The sequence below is a fragment of the Halomonas cupida genome (assembly GCF_900142755.1).
Lineage (GTDB): Bacteria > Pseudomonadota > Gammaproteobacteria > Pseudomonadales > Halomonadaceae > Halomonas > Halomonas cupida.
On the sequence record NZ_FRCA01000008.1, the window covers coordinates 240,157 to 261,518 of the forward strand.

The 21,362-nt window shown below is 58.8% G+C and carries 23 protein-coding genes; 7 read left to right on the plus strand and 16 right to left on the minus strand.

The window, feature by feature from the left end:
• Positions 1 to 102: 102 nt before the first annotated feature.
• The 12 genes from BUE38_RS22640 to BUE38_RS15335 form a co-directional block, all read right to left on the minus strand.
• A complete protein-coding gene (locus tag BUE38_RS22640; RefSeq protein WP_159438899.1) occupies positions 103 to 345 on the minus strand; it encodes a hypothetical protein in 243 nt (80 codons plus the stop codon).
• Between the two features lie 22 nt (positions 346 to 367).
• A complete protein-coding gene (gene xylB / locus BUE38_RS15285; protein ID WP_073436098.1) occupies positions 368 to 1,849 on the minus strand; it encodes a xylulokinase in 1,482 nt (493 codons plus the stop codon).
• Positions 1,850 to 1,855: 6 nt separating this feature from the next.
• Positions 1,856 to 3,355, minus strand: coding sequence for a mannitol dehydrogenase family protein (locus BUE38_RS15290; RefSeq protein ID WP_073436099.1), 1,500 nt, complete (start codon positions 3,353 to 3,355; stop codon positions 1,856 to 1,858).
• A 123-nt stretch (positions 3,356 to 3,478) separates the two neighbouring features.
• Positions 3,479 to 4,102 carry a nucleoside triphosphate hydrolase gene (locus tag BUE38_RS15295; RefSeq protein WP_073436100.1) on the minus strand — a complete coding sequence of 208 codons (624 nt, stop codon included), beginning with the start codon at positions 4,100 to 4,102 and terminating at the stop codon, positions 3,479 to 3,481.
• On the minus strand, positions 4,086 to 4,289 hold the full coding sequence (locus BUE38_RS15300) for a hypothetical protein (RefSeq protein WP_073436101.1): 204 nt from the start codon (positions 4,287 to 4,289) through the stop codon (positions 4,086 to 4,088). Before BUE38_RS15300 ends, BUE38_RS15295 begins: the two co-directional genes overlap by 17 nt.
• A 5-nt stretch (positions 4,290 to 4,294) precedes the next feature.
• On the minus strand, positions 4,295 to 5,077 hold the full coding sequence (locus BUE38_RS15305; protein WP_073436135.1) for an L-iditol 2-dehydrogenase: 783 nt from the start codon (positions 5,075 to 5,077) through the stop codon (positions 4,295 to 4,297).
• Positions 5,078 to 5,091: 14 nt separating this feature from the next.
• The gene (locus BUE38_RS15310; protein ID WP_073436102.1) at positions 5,092 to 5,796 is read right to left on the minus strand and encodes an HAD family hydrolase; all 705 of its coding nucleotides are present in this window, start codon (positions 5,794 to 5,796) and stop codon (positions 5,092 to 5,094) included.
• Between the two features lie 9 nt (positions 5,797 to 5,805).
• Positions 5,806 to 6,948 carry an ABC transporter ATP-binding protein gene (locus tag BUE38_RS15315; protein ID WP_073436103.1) on the minus strand — a complete coding sequence of 381 codons (1,143 nt, stop codon included), beginning with the start codon at positions 6,946 to 6,948 and terminating at the stop codon, positions 5,806 to 5,808.
• A 12-nt stretch (positions 6,949 to 6,960) separates the two neighbouring features.
• Entirely contained in the window at positions 6,961 to 7,749 is a 789-nt protein-coding gene (locus BUE38_RS15320) for a carbohydrate ABC transporter permease (RefSeq protein ID WP_234987044.1), read from the minus strand.
• A 121-nt stretch (positions 7,750 to 7,870) separates the two neighbouring features.
• Entirely contained in the window at positions 7,871 to 8,761 is an 891-nt protein-coding gene (locus tag BUE38_RS15325) for a carbohydrate ABC transporter permease (RefSeq protein WP_073436105.1), read from the minus strand.
• A gap of 105 nt (positions 8,762 to 8,866) precedes the next feature.
• The gene (locus tag BUE38_RS15330) at positions 8,867 to 10,222 is read right to left on the minus strand and encodes an ABC transporter substrate-binding protein (protein ID WP_073436106.1); all 1,356 of its coding nucleotides are present in this window, start codon (positions 10,220 to 10,222) and stop codon (positions 8,867 to 8,869) included.
• Positions 10,223 to 10,643: 421 nt separating this feature from the next.
• The gene (locus BUE38_RS15335; RefSeq protein ID WP_073436107.1) at positions 10,644 to 11,591 is read right to left on the minus strand and encodes a sugar-binding transcriptional regulator; all 948 of its coding nucleotides are present in this window, start codon (positions 11,589 to 11,591) and stop codon (positions 10,644 to 10,646) included.
• A gap of 215 nt (positions 11,592 to 11,806) precedes the next feature.
• On the opposite strand from BUE38_RS15335, the gene BUE38_RS15340 reads away from it, so the two are divergent.
• The 5 genes from BUE38_RS15340 (at position 11,807) to BUE38_RS15360 (ending at position 17,295) form a co-directional block, all read left to right on the plus strand.
• Positions 11,807 to 12,127, plus strand: coding sequence for a hypothetical protein (locus BUE38_RS15340; protein ID WP_073436108.1), 321 nt, complete (start codon positions 11,807 to 11,809; stop codon positions 12,125 to 12,127).
• Positions 12,128 to 12,531: 404 nt separating this feature from the next.
• Complete coding sequence (locus BUE38_RS15345) at positions 12,532 to 13,728, plus strand: trypsin-like serine peptidase (protein ID WP_073436109.1); 1,197 nt, start codon at positions 12,532 to 12,534, stop codon at positions 13,726 to 13,728.
• 115 nt (positions 13,729 to 13,843) lie between these two features.
• Positions 13,844 to 14,929, plus strand: a complete 1,086-nt coding sequence (locus BUE38_RS15350; RefSeq protein WP_073436110.1) for a helix-turn-helix transcriptional regulator — start codon at positions 13,844 to 13,846, stop codon at positions 14,927 to 14,929.
• A 245-nt stretch (positions 14,930 to 15,174) separates the two neighbouring features.
• Positions 15,175 to 15,786 (plus strand): hypothetical protein, encoded by a 612-nt coding sequence (locus BUE38_RS15355; protein ID WP_073436111.1) that lies wholly within the window; start codon positions 15,175 to 15,177, stop codon positions 15,784 to 15,786.
• A gap of 438 nt (positions 15,787 to 16,224) precedes the next feature.
• Positions 16,225 to 17,295, plus strand: coding sequence for a helix-turn-helix transcriptional regulator (locus BUE38_RS15360; RefSeq protein ID WP_073436112.1), 1,071 nt, complete (start codon positions 16,225 to 16,227; stop codon positions 17,293 to 17,295).
• Positions 17,296 to 17,312: 17 nt separating this feature from the next.
• Here BUE38_RS15360 and BUE38_RS15365 read toward each other — a convergent pair whose 3' ends face one another.
• The 3 genes from BUE38_RS15365 to BUE38_RS15375 form a co-directional block, all read right to left on the minus strand.
• Positions 17,313 to 18,656: a sensor histidine kinase gene (locus BUE38_RS15365; protein ID WP_073436113.1), complete on the minus strand. Its 1,344-nt coding sequence runs from the start codon at positions 18,654 to 18,656 to the stop codon at positions 17,313 to 17,315.
• Entirely contained in the window at positions 18,653 to 19,336 is a 684-nt protein-coding gene (locus BUE38_RS15370) for a winged helix-turn-helix domain-containing protein (RefSeq protein ID WP_073436114.1), read from the minus strand. Before BUE38_RS15370 ends, BUE38_RS15365 begins: the two co-directional genes overlap by 4 nt.
• Before the next feature lie 133 nt (positions 19,337 to 19,469).
• The gene (locus tag BUE38_RS15375) at positions 19,470 to 19,871 is read right to left on the minus strand and encodes a PepSY domain-containing protein (protein WP_307725396.1); all 402 of its coding nucleotides are present in this window, start codon (positions 19,869 to 19,871) and stop codon (positions 19,470 to 19,472) included.
• A 203-nt stretch (positions 19,872 to 20,074) separates the two neighbouring features.
• On the opposite strand from BUE38_RS15375, the gene BUE38_RS15380 reads away from it, so the two are divergent.
• Positions 20,075 to 20,551, plus strand: a complete 477-nt coding sequence (locus BUE38_RS15380) for a PepSY domain-containing protein (protein ID WP_073436115.1) — start codon at positions 20,075 to 20,077, stop codon at positions 20,549 to 20,551.
• Positions 20,541 to 20,915, plus strand: coding sequence for a hypothetical protein (locus BUE38_RS15385; protein WP_073436116.1), 375 nt, complete (start codon positions 20,541 to 20,543; stop codon positions 20,913 to 20,915). Before BUE38_RS15380 ends, BUE38_RS15385 begins: the two co-directional genes overlap by 11 nt.
• 125 nt (positions 20,916 to 21,040) lie before the next feature.
• Here the strand turns inward: BUE38_RS15385 and BUE38_RS15390 are convergent.
• The coding region (locus tag BUE38_RS15390; protein WP_143166348.1) for an integrase core domain-containing protein at positions 21,041 to 21,362 on the minus strand (322 nt) is incomplete at its 5' end.

The following is a 21,362-nucleotide window of genomic DNA, read 5'->3' on the forward strand; positions in this document are numbered from 1 at the left end:
TCTCTGATGTATCAGCCGAGTGAGATAGCCCTCCTCACATCATCGGCATGCATATTTCAAGCGCCATGATAAATACATCAGTAACCCCAAAGGGTCGCCACGTCAATCCGACCTCCGCCCGATACCCAGGACCGGCTTCGCAGAATCCCGTTCAAACCCCAGGGTCTGTTGACGCTTCCGCGGCAACCGTGTTGCTGCGCTATTAACATGGCAATCAAATAGCTCATCCTGATCGATTTGATTTTCACCCGCACCACACTGGCGCAGATGCGCGGGTCTGCTGGTGTGGTGCGGTCTCGCGTCGGCCTGATGGACGACGGCGGCACGTCCATGTGCCGCAATCAACCCAACATGAAAGCATGCCGGGTTAATAAATGTCGCCGTGCAACCGACCAAGCACGCTGAGATATCGCGTATAGGCGTCATCATAACGGCGGACCGCTGCCGCCTCCGGCGTGGCACGTGACGTCTGGTCAACCTTGACCAGGTGGCCGCACAACGCCTCCAGAGTCCCCTCCCCGGCACACCAGGCGGCCTGGATCGCACCACCCAGCGCCGCCGCGTCGGTCACCTGAGGACAGATCACTTCAGTGCCGGTGACATCGGCGACGATCTGGCGCCACACCGGGCTGCGCGCACCTCCTCCGATCAAGCGGATCTGGCTGGCCCGAGATGCCAGCGGTCCCAACAGTTCGAGTCCATAGCGCAGACCAAAGGTTGCCCCCTCGACCACTGCGCGGCAGAGATTCTCGGGAGAGGTGTTGCGACTGGTCATGCCGAGAAAGGAGGCACTGGCCTCGGGCAGCGCCGGCACCCGCTCGCCATTGAAGAACGGCAGTACCGTCACCCCATCGGCGCCCAGCGAGGCACGCTCGATCGCAGTATTGAAGGCAGCAATATCCAGGCCGAACAGCTCACGAATGCGGGTCGTCGCTGAGGTGACGTTCATGGTGCAGATCAACGGCAACCACCCTGCATGGCTAGCACAGAAGTTGGCCAGCAGGGCGCTGTCCGCCTCGATGCTCTCTGCCGCGTGAGCACAGATGGTCCCGGAAGTTCCCAGACTCATGGTCACCATGCCCGGAGAGATGTTACCGGTGCCGATGGCACCGAGCATGTTGTCGCCACCACCACTGGAAACCAGTACACCATCAGCCAGTCCCAACTGGCGAGCCAGCTCGGTACGCACCTGTCCTGCTGGCTGGCGTGAGTCGATCAGTCGCGGCAATACCCGCTCGGCATCCAGCTCGGGGGCGATCTCGTGGAACACCTCGAAGTGCCATTGGCGCCGCCGCGTATCGAAGTACCCAGTTCCCGAGGCATCCCCGGCCTCGGCCACCTTCTCGCCGGTCAACCAGTAATTGAGATAGTCGTGGGGTAGCAGGATGCTGTCGATGCGGCGATAGACTTCCGGGTGCAGCTCCCGCAACCAGGCGATCTTGGAGGCCGTATAACCGGTCTGCAGCACCAGTCCGAGTTTGTCGAGGCAGCCCTGCTCACCCCCCAGGCGTGCAACCAGGCGCTCATTCTGGACATTGCTTTCGGTGTCGCACCACAGCTTGGCTGGATGCAGTGGTTGCCCTGCGGCATCCAGCGCAACCATGCCATGTTGCTGGCCTGAGATGCCGATGGCACGGATCTCATTGGCCGGTACTCCAGCGCGGTCAAGCGCCTCGTGGAAAGCCCCGATGAAGGCCTCGATCCACTCGTCAGGCGCCTGCTCACGGCGACCGTTGTCGCCTTCGACCAGGTGGTGAGGCCGACTGGCCTCGCCGAGCAGCTTGCCGGCCTGCACATCGACCACCACCACCTTGGTGCTTTGGGTACCGCAGTCCACCCCCAGATACATCAGCGCTCACTCCTCTGTTCCTGTCGTCCGAGCCTGCTCGACCAGAACTTCCAGAGTAGCGCGAGCGCCCCGGTCATGCAGTAACTTGAGCGCCTCCAGATAGGCAACGACAAAGCGCGGTGAATCGACCAGGTCGCCGAACAGTTCACGGTTCTCGATAAAGACTGTTGGGTGCTCACGATTGCTCGCGGCAAGCTGGGTCAGCCTGGCCGACAGACGGTCGACAACGTCGATGGGCTGCCCCTGCTCATCAACACCTTCGACATAGCGAGCCCAGCTCGCCACAACGGCGGCCGAGAACTCCAGCTCGCTCCCCTGCTCCAGTTGATGGCGAATCACCGGCACCAACCACTTGGGAATGCGATCCGAACTCTCGGCACACAGCCGCGCCAGCGTATCCTTGATCTCGGGATTGGCGAATCGCTCGATCAGCGTACGACAGTAATCAGCCAGGTCCACACCGGGCACCGGCGCCAGACTCGGGCGGCCCTCCCGTTCCATATAACCGAGCAGGAAATCGACAAACAGCGGATCTCGGCAAACTTCATGGGCATAACGGAAACCTGCCAGGTAACCGAAATAGCACATCGCCTGGTGACTGGCATTGAGCAACCTGAGCTTCATCAACTCATAAGGCTCCACATCCTCGACCAGTTGCACGCCAGCCTGATCGAATGGCGGCCGCCCCTCGGCAAAGTGGTCTTCCAGCACCCATTGGGTGAAGGGCTCACAGACCACGGGCCATCCATCCTCGACGCCGAACTCGCTGGCCAGCTCCTCAATGTCAGCCGTGGTGGTCACTGGTGTGATGCGGTCCACCATGGAGTTGGGAAAGGGCACCACCTGCTCGATCCAGTTGGCCAACTGGGCATCCCGTGCCCGAGCAAAGGCCGTGAACATGCGACGCGCCACATCACCATTGGCCTGGATGTTGTCACAGGACATGACCGTGAACGGCGGCAGACGCCGCTCCCGCCTGCGCCGAAGCGCTTCCACCACCAGTCCGAAACAGCTTCGCGACCTGCCGGGATCGGCAAGATCATGGACAATATCCGGGTGTTCAAGATCGAACTCACCGGAAACCGGATGGAAATTGTAACCGCCTTCGGTCACGGTCAGGGATACGATCCGGATTGTCGGGTCGCTCAACGTCTCGATGACAACCTCGGGGTCGTCCGGAGCATACAGGTAGTCGCATATCGAGCCGATGACGCGGGGCTCGCGAGTGCCGTCCTGGTGCTTGATCACCAGGGTGTAGAGGTAATCCTGAAGGGAAAGCACTTCAGCCATGCGGCGATCTCCCGGCATCACGCCAACGCCGATGATGCCCCATTCCTGCGCCAGTCCCGCCTGCATCAAGGTATCGATATACATCGCCTGATGGGCGCGGTGAAATCCGCCGACCCCAAAATGCACAATGCCGGGCAGTATCTGCTGACGGTCATAGCCGGGGACTGTCACGCGCTGGTCGAGCCGTGGCACATTGCTGTCGTTGAGTTGGGTCATACTGTGGTCTCCCGCAAGATACACTGGCACCGTCAAGCCATGCGCTGATGGCACAGCACACAATCCACCGGCACTCCAGACAAGAAGGTTGGGGTTCGGCGACACTGGATACCGGGTCTGGCCCTAATGCCAGGACAGGTCCGCCGGAATCGAACGTTGCTTGATCAACCTGGCGTTGAGCATGTCCTTGTCTCGAGTCCGGTCGATGGCACCGGACTGATCCTGGCCCATCGCCAACCAGCGCTGGATCAGGCGTTGCTCGAGCAGTTGATCCTCGACCTCAATGAACAGCGTGAAATCGAAGTAATCGCGTAGCGCCAACCATGGCCCCTGGTCCAGCAACAGGTAATTGCCTTCAACGATCAGGATGCGATGGGAGGGGAAAATCACGCGCCCTCCGGCACGAGCCAGGTCCAGCGGACGATCGAAGACCGGTACCGCTACCTCGACATCCGCGGCTCGCAGTCGCACGAGATCGCGCTGCAGCCCATCGACGTCGAATGTCTCGGGCGCTCCCTTGACCGACAGGAGCCCGCGAGGACCAAGGACGGCGTTGTCAAAATGGTAACCGTCCATCGGCACCACCTCGGCCACTCCATCACTGCGCTCGTTGAGCGCCCTCGCCAACCACGCCGAACGAAAGGATTTTCCTGCTGCCGGGGGCCCGGCAAGCGCGACGATATAGCGGCGACGCCCTTCAGCCTGCTCAAGCAGTCGCTCGGCCATGGCGTCAATCGACGGATTCATTGTGCTTTCTCTCCTGCATCGTCCAGTCCGCTCCCCCAACACTATTGACATGGCCAAATAGCTCATCCTGATCGATTTGATTGTCGGCCTGATGGCCGACGGCAGCACGTCCCTGTGTCGTCATTAACCCAACATGAAAGCGTGCCGGGTTAATAAACCAGCACAGGGCCAGCGGAGGTCCGGTCATGTCATTCAGCTCATCCAGTTGCCGCCATCCACGTTGAGTGTCTGGGCGACGATATAGTCACTATCGTCGCTGGCCAGAAAAACCGCAGCACCCGCATAGTCTTGCGGACGCCCCATGCGTCCAATCGGCACCGCCTCTCCGACCATGCGCTTCTTCTCGCCCAACGGTCGGTTTTCATAGCGGGCAAAGAGGGCATCGACCTCGGCCCACATGGGCGTATCCACCACCCCGGGGGCCAGGCCATTGACACGAATCCCCTGCTTGATCAGATCCAGCGCGCAGGACTGCGTCAGGCTGATCACTGCGGCCTTGGTAGCGCAATAGGTACTGACCAGGGGTTCACCACGACGACCGGCTTGAGAGGACATGTTGATGATGCGCCCACCTTTCCCCTGCTCGACCATCGCCCGCGCCACCGCCTGAAGGGTGAAGAACAGTCCCTTTACGTTGACGGCAAACTGGCGGTCGAAGCTGGCCTCGGACACCTCGAGTACCGGCTGCATGTCGAATATCGCCGCATTGTTGACGAGGATATCGATAGCACCGAAACGCTGCTCCACCGCCGAGATCATGCCTGCGATGGAGTCACGGCAACAGACGTCGAGACGTACCCCCATGGCAGCTTCCCCGGCATCAAGCTCCGCCAGTCCCTCGTCGATGGCCGTCGCATCGATATCGGCAATCGCCACCCTGGCGCCCTGCTGAAGATAGGCCTGGGCAATGGCCAGCCCGATGCCGCGCGCACCCCCGGTGACCACCGCCACCTGATCCTGCAGCTTTCCTGCCATTCCCTGAGCGTTCACTATCCTGCTCCTCCCTTCCGGGTCTGATGATTCAGACGACACTGCTGCTGCCAGCTCACCACCAGTTCCGGCAACTCGCGCATATCGGTCATTACCTGCCAGACACCTAAATCACGCAATCGTGATGCCTGGTTGGGTGGCACATGACTGGCACCGACAAAGCCGATAACCGTCATACCCGCGGCCAGTGCTGCAGAGGAGCCGGATATCGAGTCCTCGACCACCAGACAATCTGCCGGTGCAACACCCAGCGTCTGTGCCGCCAGCCGATAGATGGCCGGATCTGGCTTGGGCCTGGCAACCTGCTCGGCACAGAAGATCGGCACCTCGCCGAGTACATGCCGCAGTCCAGTCGTCGCTAGAGAGCTCTCGACCCGCTGACGACGACTGTTGGACACCACGGCCCGGGCCAGGTCGATAGCCTCGATGGCCTGGGCAACGCCCGGCACTGGCTGCAGCTCCCGGCTCAGGCGAGCCTCGATCTCATCATCCAGCAGGCTCAAGGCACCTTGCGGAAGCGAGTGTCGACTGGCGGCTGCCAGGTGCTCGAGGATGGCTTCAGTGGTGCGTCCCAGCGCCTCGTTCAGGGCGTTTTCCACATCGATATCCGGCAACCACTGAGCGAGGCGTTGAGCGAGAGTACGTTCGGCAATGACTTCGCTATCCACCAGTACGCCATCACAGTCGAAGATCAGCGTCTGCATGACGTCTCCTTAGGCGCCGACCTCATTGGCGGCACGGTTGTCCTGACGTGTCAGGGAAGCCAGCGGATGGCGCTCAAGGCTTTCCAGCGCCATGCCATCAGCGGTGAACAGGTGAGCGCGACCGGGCTCGAAGCCGAAATGTACTTCGTCACCCACCCGGTAGGTGACGTCACCATCGGCCATCAAGGTGATCAACTCGCCGTCCATCTCCACATACAGCGAGGTCTGGCCACCCAATCGTTCGAGGACCGAAACTCGACCACTCAACGGCCCCTTGCCGGTCAGTTGAAGATGCTCGGGACGCACACCCAGCTCCAGTGCCTGGCCCTCAGCCACTTCACTACCGACCACCGGTATGTGCGCAGTGCCGCCACCGGGCAGACCCACTTCTACGCCCTGCGTGCCGGCACTGCGCACCGTTGCCGGCAGGAAGTTCATCTTCGGCGAACCGATAAAGCCCGCCACGAAGCGATTACGCGGATGGTGATAGAGCTCCATGGGCGAGCCAACCTGCTCAACGATGCCACCCTGCAGCACCACGATCTTGTCGGCCATGGTCATGGCCTCGATCTGATCGTGGGTGACGTAGATCATGGTTGCCTGCAGCTCCTCATGAAGCCGCGCCAGCTCGATGCGCATCTGTACTCGCAGAGCCGCATCAAGATTCGACAGCGGCTCATCGAACAGGAAGATGCTGGGATTGCGCACGATGGCCCGACCAATGGCAACACGCTGACGCTGGCCACCGGAGAGCGCCTTCGGCTTGCGCTTGAGCAGGGGGTCGAGTTGCAGGATTCTCGCCGCCTCATCCACCTTCTTCCTGCGTTCGGACGCAGAGACTCCCGCCAGCTTGAGGCTGAAGCCCATGTTGTCCTCAACCGTCATGTGCGGATAAAGCGCATAGCTCTGGAAGACCATCGCCAGACCGCGCTCGGCCGGTCCCAGGTCATTGATGCGCTGACCATCGATCAGCAGATCCCCCGAACTGGTGCTTTCCAGCCCCGCAATCATCCGCAGCAAGGTGGACTTGCCACAGCCGGAGGGCCCGACGAAGACCACGAACTCGCGATCCTTGACCTCCAGGTCGACGCCCTTGATAACGTGAGTGTCACCGAAGCTCTTGGTGACCTGATTGAGTTGCAATGTCGCCATGTGACAGTCCTCTTATTTCACCGCGCCGAAGGTCAGGCCGCGCACCATCTGCTTCTGGGTCAACCAACCGAAGATCAGGATGGGCGCAATGGCCATGGTCGAGGCCGCCGACAGCTTGGCCCAGAACAGGCCCTCAGGGCTCGAGAACGACGCGATGTAGGCGGTCAGTGGCGCCGCCTGGGAAGTGGTCAGGTTGAGGCTCCAGAAGGCCTCGTTCCAGCTCAGGATCACCGACAGCAGGCCAGTGGAGGCGATACCCGGCAGGGTCAGCGGCAACAGCAGATACCAGATTTCCTGTAACGTACCGGCGCCATCCATCCGCCCAGCCTCGAGAATGTCCCGAGGTAGATCCTTGAAGAAGGTGTAGAGCATCCATACCACGATCGGCAGGTTCATCAGGGTATAGACGATGGTCAGGCCGGTACGCGTATCCAGTAACCCGAAGTCACGGAACAGCAGGTAGATGGGCACCAGCACCCCCACCGACGGCAGCATCTTGGTCGACAGCATCCACAACAGCGTGCCGCGAGTCCGCCGGGTCGGCAGGAAGGCCATGGAATAGGCCGAAGGGATGGCAATCAACAGCGCCAGCAGCGTCGATCCGAACGACACCACCACACTGTTCCAGGCGAACTTCGAATAGTCCGCGCGGCTCTGCACCTCGGTATAGCTCTCCAGGGTCGGCGAGAAGATCAGGCTCGGATCGGCAATCGCATCAGCCTCGGTCTTGAAGCCGGTGAGGATCATCCAGAAGATTGGAAAGAAGATGATCAGCGCCACCCCCCAGCCCAGGATAGCCATGGCCACCTTGCGGCGGCGTTGTGCCCGCGCGGCCGGACTGATACCCGCGGCAGCCGGTGCGGCAGTGGCCGTTGTTGTTCCAGCGGTCGTCGTCATGACGGTCTCCTTGGCGCTACTGGCGCTAGCTGTCGAGGTTCTTTGCCACCATCCGCACCAGGAAGATGGCCACGATATTGGCAAGGATGATGGCAATGACCCCACCGGCAGAGGCCGTACCGACGTCAAAGTCCAGCAGTGCCCGGATGTAGATCAGATATGCGAGGTTAGTGGTCGCCAGCCCCGGACCACCGGATGTGGTGACGAATATCTCGGCAAAGATCGTCAGCAGGAAGATCATCTCGATCATCACCACCACGCTGATCGCCCGCTTGAGGTGGGGCAGCGTGATGTAGAAGAAGATCGCTATCGCTCCAGCGCCATCCATGCGCGCCGCCTCGACCTGATCCTCGTCCAGCGACTGCATGGCGGTCAGCAGAATCAGCAGAGCAAACGGCAGCCACTGCCAGGCGACAATGATGATGATTGAGGTCAACGGCAGGCTGGAGAACCAGTCCACCGCCGGCAGGCCAAGGCTCTCGGCCAGCCATGCCAACACCCCGTTGGCTGGATGCATCATCATGTTCTTCCACACCAGGGCACTAACGGTGGGCATGACAAAGAACGGTGAGATCGCCAGTACTCGCGCAATCCCACGGCCCATGAATTCCTGCTGGAAGAGCACCGCCAGCAAGGTGCCACCGACCACGGTAATCGCCAGTACCCAGCCAACCAGCAACAGCGTAGTGCCCATGGCCGACCAGAGTGCCGGATCGGTCACCAGGTATTCGTAGTTCTCCAGCCCGGCAAAACCGGTCATGCCGGGCATCAGCAGGTTGTAGCGCTGAAACGAGAACCAGATGGTCATCGCCAGCGGTACGATCATCCACAGCAGCAGTAGGGTGACGGCCGGTGCCTGAAGTGAGAGCGTACGCAGCCCCCCGACGGTGCGGCCGGAAGCTCGAGTCCTGTTCATGACGGACCTCGTTCGGAAGTGACAGCGTCAGACCCCAATCAGTGTTCTCTCATGCGGTCCAACGGTTGGGTGGAAAGCGGCCGGCATTGCCGGCCGCAGCCAGGGTCAATCGAGGTAGCCGGCACGCTGCATGGTGCGTTCGGTGGCACGCTGAGCCGCCGAGAGCGCCTGGTCGACACTGGTCTCGCCGGACAACGCCGAGGCCACCATCTGGCCAACCTGTGTACCAATGGCCTGGAACTCAGGGATGCCGACAAACTGCACGCCCACATAAGGGTTCGGTTCCAACGATGAATCCAATGGATCCGCGGCGTTTATCGCATCAACCACAAACCCGGCAAAGGGTGCGGCCTGCTGATAGTTCTCATTGTCATAGGTCGACTGACGAGTTCCCGGCGGCACGCTGGTCCAGCCTTTGGTTTCGCCGACCAGGTTGACGTAGTCCTGAGAGGTTGCCCAGGTGATGAAGGTGCGAGCGGCGTCCGGCGCATCCGAAGATGCCGGAATGGCCAGTGACCAGGCCCACAGCCAATGGGAGCCCTTGGGCGTTTCGGCCACCGGCGCCGGTGCAAAGCCAAGACGATCGGCCACCGTCGACTCATCCGGGTTGAACAGCTTTCCCGCCGCGGACGTGGCATCCACCCACATCGCACAGTTGCCACGCGAGAACAGCGCCAGGTTCTCGTTGAAGCCATTGGATGTGGCGCCAGCCGGACCATAGTTGTTCATCAGATCGACATAGAAGGAGATCGCATTCTGCCAGGCTTCGCTGTTGATCTCCGGATTCCAGTCCATATCAAACCAGCGACCACCGAAGGTATTCACCAGCGTCGAGACGAAAGCCATGTTCTCGCCCCACCCCGGCTTGCCACGCAAACAGATACCGGCCACATCGCTATCGGGATCATGGAGAGTCTCGGCCCAGTCACGAACCTGCTCCCAGGTGGGCTGCTCCGGCATCTCGATACCAGCGCCCTCGAACAGGTCGGTACGGTAATAGAGCATCGAGCTCTCAGCGTAGAACGGCAGCGCATGCAGCACGCCATCATGGCTCAGGCCATCGCGCACCGGCTTGAGCAGATCGCCTTCCTGATATTCTGCGGGTAGATCTTCCAGCGGCTGCAGCCAACCACGCTCAGCCCAGATCGGTACTTCATAACTGCCGATTGTCATGACATCGAACTGGCCACCCTGGGTGGCAATATCCGTGGTCATGCGCTGACGCAGCACATTCTCCTCCAGCACCACCCAGTCCAGGGTGATATCCGGGTGAGCCTGTTCGAATTCCTCGGTGAGGCTCTGCATGATGACCATATCGTTATTGTTGACCGTGGCCACGGTGATGGTCTCGGCCTGGGCCGCGCCTGCGGTCAGCGCGGCAGCACCGACCAACAACGCCAGTGGCTTGCGTAGCGCAGGACAGACGCGGGCAGTTGAACCTGGGTGGGAAAGGTGAGGCATGATGCACTCCTGTTATCGAACCCCGTCTCTGCGGGCTTGTTGTTGTAGCTGCCGGGTCGAGCGATGCGGTCATCAGTATCGTTGCGAATCCGCTTTCGCGCTCGGCATTTTTGATCAATCACATCAACGAATGATCAAATGATCGGGCAAGGAGATAAAAAAAGCAAAGACAAGCGGGTTAGACTTTAGGGGGACGGCGGGCCAGCTACGAGCTTCGAGACACGAGCAACGAGCTGCCCAGTGCCAACCTGATGGCTACGTGCCTCTCCCCAGGATTCGGGGTTCGGGGTTCGGGGTTCGGGGTTCGGGGTTCGGGGTTCGGGGTTCGGGGTTCGGGGTTCGGGGTTCGGGGTTCAGCTCGAGCGTAGCGTGCTCGTAGCTCGCAGCTCGTGGCTGAGTGAGCGTTCGCTGTTGCGGGCCCCTACAACGCCTCGACCACAATACGCGCGGCATGCTCATCAGTGATCAAGCCGTTCAACCAACCGCCGCGCAGCGCGGCGAGGATGGCCGGGCCCTTCTCGCGTCCGCCAGCCAGTGCGACTACCGTCTGGTCGCGGAACACGGTCAAGGGCAGACTGGTGACTCGGCGAGTGATCGAGCAGTCGATAACTTCGCCGGATTCGCTCAACGGCCAACCCAGCAACTCGCCCACCGCGTCGAATGACAGCAGTTCGGCCAGTTCATCGGCACTGATGAAATGATCCTGAAACAGGGTCGCCTGGGGATCGATACGCCCCACACCGATAAAGGCGGTGCAAGCCTGGCGTGCCACCTCTCCAATGGCACGGAACAGTGGCTGACCGGCCAGGGCCTCCTTTTCCTCAACACTGGCGGCGACCACCGGCGTCGGCAACAGGAAGCGCTCGCCCCCGGTCTTGTCGGCAGCCACCATGACACCATCGTAGCGGTTGGCAGAACCATCCCGGGCCACATTACCGACCAGTGAAACAAAGCGGTGCTGAGGACGATCGATACGGCTCAGTGCCTCCACTGTCGCCCGCACCGAGCGTCCCGTGCCCAATGACAGGGTCTGTGGATCACTACGCTCGATCAAACGTGACAACCGCTCGGCGCCAGCCACGGCAAGATAAGGCGTGGTATCGCCAGCATCAGCAGCAGCTGGAACTACATCGCAATAGTCGAGTTCGAAACGCTGGCGAATGGCCTGGGACAACGCCGTGCAAGAGGCAATCGGATGGTCGATATGCACCTTGACCAGGCCCTCCTGGCGCGCCAGCGCCAGCAAACGCTGGACGCCCGGACGCGAGACACCAAGCTGAGCGGCAATATCGTCCTGGGTGCAACCACCAACATAGGATAGCCAGGCCGCCCGTGCCGCCTGATCCAGCTTGACCTCGAACTTGTCCACGCGCCGCCTCACTCCCGTGATCCTGATGGTGCCTTCATCATCGCAAGGCCAACGGCATTGCACAATGCATGACGCTCCGCTCTCTGCAGCACGATCTGCTCGTACCGGCGTAGTTTTCACCCGCAGGGGGGAAGGCGGCCCAGAGTCAAACTCCTATGTTGGAGATAGCCATTGGATTACATGATCTAACAAATCCTTAATCAGGAGAAAGTAACATGCGTATTCCATCTGGATGCATTGTCGTCACTATCCTGCTGACTCTCTCAGCAGGTGCCATGGCCCAGAATTCAGCCTGCATACGCCAGCTAAGCACAGGGGAGAATATCGATGACATCATCGCTAAAGAAGGCGGGCTACAGCCAGCATTGAACATGGCTCTTAGTCAGCGTGAGTCCAATCTTCGCTGGTTCGCCGATATGCGAGAAAGCATGAACCAGGGTGTTGCCGAAGAGCAACTCAGGCAGCTTTACGCACAGGGCGAAATGGCCAATCGTGCCAATGAACAATTGATAGAGGCCTTGCAATGCCGACAGTAAAGATTGGCTAAAAAGGTAGTACAACGAAAACGCAGGAAAAGAACAATGAATTCCTCAACAAGAGCCATCCTGATATCAACGACATTGATGTTAGCAAGCATATTCCAAACATCACTTGCCAAAGAGGACAACATCACCGACAAGGAGTGAAATAACCACCCCACCAGAGAGTGTGATTTCTACGATAGGGTAGTAAAGATTCCCGACGAGCCAACACCAACAACAGAGCCAGTGAAAACCTCGACAAACTATATGCACTGGGCAACCTGTGTCTACGATGCCATGGGGTATCAAACCTCCTACAACGGCATCGCAGGAAGGGTTCTGTGCATGTAGCCATACCCTAGCAAACCCTTATAAGAACAAAAAATAAAAGAAATCAATATAAACCAGGGAACATGAGCATGAACAAACATCTTGTTGCAACCGCACTGCTATGCTCGTTGCTGGCCTCCTGCACCACCATGATCCAGGGCGGTGAGGATGATTACTCCTATGTTCTCGATGCCAAGCGTCTCGGCAACCAGGCTGTTGATCAGGTCATGGCAGGCCAGGGGGAGTCCGCGCGAAGCTACTTTCAGCAGTCTACCGATGTCCTGGCCAGAGGGGTTGCCGAGCATAGCCGACGCATGGCGGAACGTGCCGATACCATGAGCACCTTCGCTGATATCGGCACCATCGGGCTGGCCATTGCAGGCACTGTCGCCGGGGTGGATGCAGCTTCCAGCTCACCAACGGGAGCACAGCAACTGCAGCCCTATCTGAACCAACTGAACAGCGCATTGCTCGACTTCAACAATGCCATGCAATATGAGATCCGCTCTTCCGAGCAGGAAGCAAGGTATGGGCAGCAGCGCAAGGTTGATCAGGATCGCTGGCGTTCTGTCGTCGTATCTGATCGCAACCTCGCCCGCAGCATTGTACGCATTCGAAACTATAGTAATGGAGGAGGCTGGTGCACAGGAGCCTTTATTTCTCCTCAAGTCATCCTGACTGCCGCTCACTGCTTCAACATTAACGATACGATTGGCGTATATCGCCAAAATATAGAAAGTGGCAAGGAGTTCATTACTGGGGAAGAAACACAGATTCTTGCTGGATGGGGGGCTAATCACCCCTCATGGCAACATGATCCAAGCAGGCCAAATCTAACTCCTCAGGAAAATGCCATCGACGTTGCCATCATCATTACTAAAGAGCCAAGCCGATATTTCCTCCCAGTTTCCACCAGTCCACTTGAACCCGATGATCGACTCATGGTGCTTGGGTATTCCGGTGACCTCAATGATGGATACTTCCTGCAAATTGACTATGGCTGCAGCGTATCCGGGATAGAGAATGGCGGCCTTGGTAGAATAAGGCACAACTGCGTTGCATATAAAGGCAATAGTGGTGGGCCTGTCATGACCGTAGATGGTGGAATTTCCGTAGTAGGAGTCACTTCAGGAGGCAATTTGCTCCGAGATCGGTCAGCAAATTCAGGCTTTGCCGCACCAGTAATTTCCGCAGCTGATTTGTACGATGTCATGATCCTCGAAGATAGCGCAGACTACCCGATTCCCCCATCTCCCTTCCGCCCTTCAGTAAGCAAACAGCTATAACCCCAGCACAACGCAGCGTACCTGACACCCTTGCCCCACCGATGCTCAGGTACGCACCACCAGGAATTTCGTGCCAGGTTACTTGATGTAACGAAAAAGGTTGCACCATACCCCCATGATCAACTCCGCCGAGAAACTGACTGAATTGGCCTACGCCGCCATGCTGGGAGAGTCGCCCTGGCAACACTTTCTTGACCAACTGGCGCTTGAGGTGCCCAACGGCAAGGCAATAGTGGTGGTACATGACAATGCAGCCGCACGTTGGCATATTCCGCTGGCCTCGGGGGTCGATCCGAGGACCCTCAAACGCCGCGGGGCCTATGCCTGTGCCAATCCCTTTATCGCCCAGACCACCACGTTGTACAACGGTATAGGTGTCGGCATCGTCGATGAAGCCCTGATTCCCCTCGAACAGTTGAGAAAAACCGAGTTCTACAACGACTTCCTCGAACCCCATGAAATGCCATCCCGAGTATCGCTGACCATCGAGCAGGAGCAGGATGAACTGTTCATTCTGGCATTGCTCTCCGACTCCATGCAGCAGCAGGACAAGCTGCGAGCAGCAGGGTTGCTGACCCAACTGTCGCCACATCTCAGCCGTGCGCTACGCTACTACCGACGCAGCAGCACAAAGCGTCTGATGGGCACTCATACGCAACAGTTTCTGGATGCGCTGGGCACAGCGGTTCTGCTGGTCGGAGAGCATTCACGGATAGAGATCGCTTCGGGGCACGCGGAACACCTCATGGCCACCGGCGATATGTGGCGTATCACGTCTCGAGGTCAACTGCAGTTCCTCGACGACAAACTGGAAGCATCCCTCAAGGCCATGCTCAGCCGTTGGTACACGGGCGCTGGCACCCTGAATTTTCCATTGGCTGAATACCAGGTTTGCCTGGTACGCATGATCAAGGATTCCATTTCCTGCTATTTCGAAGGGCCCACGGTCGCTGTGCTGCTCGAGGAAGTCGGTAAAGCACCCCAACGACTGGACCTATCGGGGTTTGGAGCTGTATTCCAGTTGAGTGCTGCCGAGGGGCGAGCTCTGGCGGGCATTATCGATGGCAAATCCACTCAACAGATCGCCGAGGATTCCTCCCGCTCCGTGGAGACCATCAGATCCCAACTGAAGAGCCTCTATCGCAAGACCAACTGCCATAGTCGAGAGGATCTACTCAAGCGCATACTCGCGCTTCGCTAACCCAGCCAGCCCTCTCTGCCCAGTTGACCGGCTCAGACCACATCTTGATACGCAGCCCCAAGGCGATTCCATCAATGTCGGACCATAGGCCTTGCGCAGACCGTGAGTGCCGCTCCACCTACTCAGCCCCGTGCTACTGCAGCATGACCTGCTCGTATCAGCGTAGTTTTCACCCACGGTGGTGATGGTGGCAACTGCCCCTCCTGACTTTACTGAGATGTATCTGACACACAAGGCTCAATATCATGAAAAACTATTTCAAGGAGCTGACACTAGCGGTGATCGTCTCGGGAGTTTTCCTCTCAGGATGTGGAAGCAGACTTACACCCGAGGACATGATGGTAAATATAAAACAACAGACCATATATGGTATGTCGCGAGAAACCGATCCTTCCACCAACATCACTACCATTTCATCCTCTGGCGAGACAACGGACATCTACTATAACGGCTATGGTGAGAAGACTGGAGAGCGCCCCTCGACACTGATGGACGAACCTGAACTCAAGGGAGTTGTGAAAATCCATCCAGATGGCAGAACAGAGTATTTCCTCGTTCACTCATTGAATAAGGAAAGCGACATTATATCAAGTCGCTACTCCAGCGCCTGCAGATCTGATAATGAAACTACATTTTCAGCCGATGGAACTGTTGTGGGCCCGACTCCAGGTGAGTTTCATGAAATTGATTCTGGATGGTACGGTTTTGTCAGGATAAACGTCGACCGTGATACGTTCAGAACAATCGCTGCCTCTGACTCACTTGTGGTCAGATCCTGTCTTGATTACCAGGACATCGTATCAGAAGCAGAGATAAATGCACTCAGAAAAGTATTCAATGAATCCATAAATCAGTGACACATGAAGCATGTAACACCTAACTCAAAAAAACCAACATAACGCATGGGTACAAAACAATGAAAAAACTGATCATTATACCAGCAGCACTTATCTTCCTGATGTCTGGGCAAGCGTTCTCAGACCAGGGCTGCACTTCCGCTGAAATGAGAGTGGAAAACCAGATGCACTTCTCGGAGAGAGTTTCTGTATGCCAAGTCTATGTGCGTAGTCATTGCTCGGAGCCACTACACTGTAATATTTCCGTGCGTGGTTCCAGGTGGAACAGGATTCTAGGCAGAACAGAGACTACCTCTGACTCAGGAGCGTACTATTTACCAGCAGGTGGAGAAATCGCCTTGAACGTGGTGGCCTCTGGGTGTGTGAGGTACGAGTATCGGTGTGACGATCCGGCCTACCTGCAGTGAATTCGCACCGTTTCCTGAGCCGTGGGTAACCATGACCAACTCCGCCGACAAACTGGCCGACCTGATCTATGCCGCCATGCTGGGGGAGAGTCCATGGCAACACTTTCTCGATCAACTAGCTCATCAGGTACCCAATGGCAAGACGGTACTGGTGATGCACGATGAAGCAGTGGCGCGTGGGCATATCCCACTCGCCTCCGGCGTGGACCCAGGCATTCTCAGGCTTTACGGCGCCTATTACGCCAGCGTCAATCTCTTTATCGCTCCCGCCGCTACACGACCCAACGGGGTTGGCTTCGTCGACGAGGCCCTGGTGCCGCTAAGGCAGCTCAGGAAGACCGAATTCTACAATGACTTCCTCGCCCCCCATGAAATGCCTTCGCGGGTATCGCTGACCATCGAGCATGAGCAGAATGAAGTGTTCATTCTGGCCCTGCTGTCCGACGCCATCAATCAGGATGACAAGCAGCAGGTTGCACATATGCTGTCCAGCCTCGCTCCCCACCTGCAGCGTGCGGCACGCTTCTATCGTCAATCAACCGCTCCCTGCCTTGATGGTCAGATATTCGATGCAATGGATATCGCTGTGGCCATCGTCGGGGAGCCGTCACGACTGAAAAGAGCATCGCCCTATGCCGAGCGCCTGTTGAGCACTGGGTACCACCTGTCGCTCAACGCCTGCGGACGCCTCGTCATGGGGAATGCCGAGGCCCAGCGCAGACTTCAGGGCATGCTCAGCCGCTGGTATTGCGGCCCGAAGGTGGTAACCCTCCAGCTACCAGACGCAAGAATCACCTTGATTCGCCTGGTCGACAATGACATCAGTTTCTATTTTGAAGGCCCGACAGTCGCTGTCTTGATTGAGGAGAGCGATGGCTCACTCCACCGTCTGGATCTCCCGAGGATTGGCGCTCTGTTCCAATTGAGTCCTGCCGAGTTGCGGGCTCTGGCAGATGCTATCGACGGAAAATCGACTCAGCAGATCGCAGAGGAGTCTGCCCGCTCCGTGGAGACCATCAGATCCCAATTGAAGAGCCTCTACCGCAAGACCGACTGCCATAGTCGAGAGGATCTGCTCAAACGCATACTGGCGCTTCGCTAGCTCGCTCAGGCAAGCTCTCAACCTCCGCCCGGCAACCACACCTTCACCCGTAGTCCGCCCAGAGGTGACTCATCCAACGCCAGGCGACCGCCGTACAGCGTTACCAGGTCTCCGACAATGGCCAACCCCAGACCACTGCCCGAACGGCGCTCATCGAGACGAACCCCACGTTCCAGCACAGCGGTACGCTGCTCTTCAGTCATGCCGGGACCATCGTCCTCCAGACACATGCAGACGCCTCCATCATCGAGCCGGAAGCTCAACTCGACCCGGGAATGTGCCCAATCGAGGGCATTCTCCAGCAGGTTGCCGGTCAACTCCTGCAGATCCTGGGGGTCCACGCGCAGCTTGAGCTCAGCAGGAATGTCACGTTGTAGACGGATACCGCGACGCCCGGCCAGGCGTTCCAGCCCCGATACCACAGGTTCGATGACCTTGAGAATTTCGACACGTGCCGCCAGAGCCGCGCTCCCAGCGGCACTGGCTCGAGCCAGATGATGCCGAACGGCGGCATCGATCCGCGCCACTTCTTCACGCACCTGGCGACGCTCGACATCAGGCAGACGTTCGGCCTGAGCCTGGAGCACACTGACCGGCGTCTTCAGCGCATGAGCAAGATTGCCGGCTGCTGAGCGCCCCCGCTCGATCAGGCGCCGGTCATGATCCAGTACCTCATTCATCGTTTCGGCCAGTTCCGCCAACTCGCCGGGCAGCCTGGTATCGAGGCGCTCACTCTGCCCTTCCTTGACCGCGCGAAGGTCCGAGTGCAGCGCACGCAACGGTGCAAGCCCCCAGCGGATCTGCAATGCCAGACCCGCCAGCAGCAAGACACTCAAGGCAATCAACGACAGCCACAGCAACCACTCGAAGCGGGCGACTTCAGCATTCAGCTCCTGACGGCTGACTGCCAGGGTAACGTGCACGGGCTCCGGGTGCCCCGGCAGGCGCAGTGCCTGATCGACGATACGCAGGGACTGCCCCCTGGGGCCCTCGATGGTGCCCCAGTGAGTGCCCAGGCTGGTGGGAATGGGCAGGCGTTGATCCCACAGCGAACGCGAGACATGGGCCAATGACTCTCCGTCGCTGATCTGCCAGTACCAACCAGAGTAGACCCGCTCGAAACGCGAGTCACCGAGACGCTCCTGAACACTGAGTTCCCCGCTCAATGGTTCCTGCTCCAGAGAGGTGAGCAGTACCTTGTGCATCGATGCCAGACGCTCATCGAAGGACGCCGAAGCGGATTCACGGAAGCTGAACGACAGGCCGATGCCCACCACCGGCACGATGACCAGCACCAGTATGATCGACGCCACGATCAAGCGTCGGGCAAGCGTCCCGCGCGTTGAATCAGCGACACTCATCGCGACTCGCTCGTTTCGTCCTCGGGTATCACCAGACGATAGCCCTGGCCACGCAGGGTCACGATGCGCTCTCCACCGAGCTTGCGGCGCAGGCGACTGATCTGCACATCGATGACATTGGAGTCGGGTTCGTGGTCACGATCATAGACATGCTCGGAGAGCTCGGTACGGCTGACCACACGTTCCTGGGCATGCATCAGATAGGCCAGTAGCCGAGACTCCTGAGCGGTCAGGGTCACCGGCCTCCCTGCCAACGTCACGCTGCCGGTGTGAGTGTCGAAGCTCAGATCACCCGCACTGAGCACCGGGTGGGCATGGCCATGGCTGCGACGCACCAGGGCACGCAGACGAAACAGGACTTCGGCGGTCTCGAAGGGCTTGGTGACATAATCGTCGGCCCCCGCGGAGAAGCCAGCGGCCTTGTCCGACCAGCGCTCACGAGCGGTCAATACCAACACTGGTAGGTCGATGCCATCATCACGCCACTGGGACAACCAGCGCGTGCCATCACCATCCGGTAGGCCCAGATCGAGAATCACTGCATCGTATTGCTCGGTGCGCAACAGAAAGTCCCCATCTCCGCCAGTGGCTGCCATTTCCACCAACAGCCCCGCATCGCGCAGCGATATTGCCAGAGCCTCACTGAGCGCCTGGTCATCCTCGACCAACAGGATCTTCACTTGCGTACTCCCTTGTTTACCGCCAACACGTGTTTACCACCAACAAGTGCTTGCCGCCGAGATAAGTGTGCACCGTCGTGAAGAAGTCACCGTCATGGAGGCTTGCCCTTATCCGGCTCGAGACTCGCACTGCCTACTGCTCACCAGCCCCGGGGCGCTCCATATCGCTGATACCCACGCCTTCGATGCCGATCAGCTCGCCACTGGTAGCGTCGAACTCGAACTCCACCACCTGCCCCTCGGGGCCGATCATCTCGATTTCGTAGATGACTTCACCATCATCACGCTCAAGTTCAACTTCCAATACCTGGCCAATATAGCGCTCATCCAGCCAGTCGAGCAGAGTCGGCAAGGCGACCAGCCTACCGTCCTCAACCTCGCGATGCAGGTCCCGCCAATCGTCGTCATCCGCCCGAGCAGGGGCTATCCCCAACGCCTGGGTCAACGTCGGCATGGCAGTCAGCGGAGGCATCAACAGCCAGGCACCGCCCCATAAGGCCGCCGCCGTGCATAATGCCAGAGTGGATCGAATCAAGTATCTCATCATGGGGCGAAGTCTGAATAATCCGACATGAATGCAAGATGAACACCACTGTCAGCTTGCTGCAAGACAAGGATTGCGAAGATGGCATCCATCAAGCGTGGCTCACGTCGAGTCACGCAGGAGCACAGACCAGCCAGTCCAATCACGTCACATCATTACTGACTGGCTTACGTCTGCAAAGGAAGGAGTGCCCTATGATCAAGCCGCTTTCTCTCAGTCTTGCCACCTTTGCGCTCGCCGGCACCATGGCCACCACGGCCATGGCCGATGACGGCGCCAGCCGTGAAGATATCGACAGCCTGCTGCGCAGTGCCGGCGAGTATGGCTTCAGTCATTTCGACGAATTCAGCGTCGATGATGGCAACCAGTTCGAGGTCGAAGGCTGGCGGGATGACGGCTGGCGTCTGGATGTCGATATGGACATGGCCGACGGCAGTATTCTGCGCGAGGAACAGCGCAAGAGTGAAACGCCAGACTGGAGCCTCAGCGCCGACGATATCGACAGGGCCCTCGATAGCGCCCAACAGGCAGGTATTGAACACATTGCTTCTGTTGATGTCGACTCGATGGGCCGCATTGAAGTAGAAGGCTACGACGACCGCTTCCGCGAGCTGGAAGTGCGATTGAACCGCGATACCTTCGAAGTTCTGGGAGTAGACCATGACGACTGATCATTCACGCTTTCGCTCAGGTACCGAATATCGTGACAATGCCGCCTGGCGGCTTGCCAGCCACTGGCAGCAACGTGCACAGGAGGCTCGCCCAGCGGGCCACCTGCGCGGCGTCAAGCTGGCGCTGGCCTGGGTGCTCGGCTGTACCATGCTGCTCGTCGCCACCCTGCTGGGAGTACTGTTCAGCCTCGTCGGGCTGCTGATGCTGCCACTGGTACGTCGACGCATGAAGAAGCGTATGGAGCAGGCCCGCGCAGACCATGCCGAAGATATTGGTCCCGGCTGGCAGAAGAGCCAGCAGCAGAATCCACATCAGGCCCAAGCTACCGATATTCTGGAAGGCCAGTACGAGGTCAAATCCTGAGCCCAGAAGACGTCATGAATGGAAATCGAGAGCGAAGCCGGGGCAACCCGGCTTCGTTTTTTTATGGATGGGGCAAGCCGTAAGCCGTAAGCCTGGTGTGCCCCCAAAAAAGTAGACACCTCGGTTCAAGCCGCCAACTCGTATGCCCTGGGCGCTAACCCGCCCAGGGTTTCGTGAGAGCGGACATTGTCATAATACTCGCCAATGTAATATGCCACGGCGTCTTCCATCTCCCTGCGGCTGATCAAGCCCAGATGGTGCAACCACTCCCGTTTCATCAACGAGAAGAAGCTCTCTGCACAGGCGTTATCCCAACAGTTTCCACGTCGGGACATGCTGATGGTGAGGCCGGCTCCACTCAGCGTCTTCAGCACCTCTTCACTGCGATACTGCACTCCCTGATCTGAGTGAAACAGGCTGCCGCCTGGCTTGATCGAGCGCCAGCCC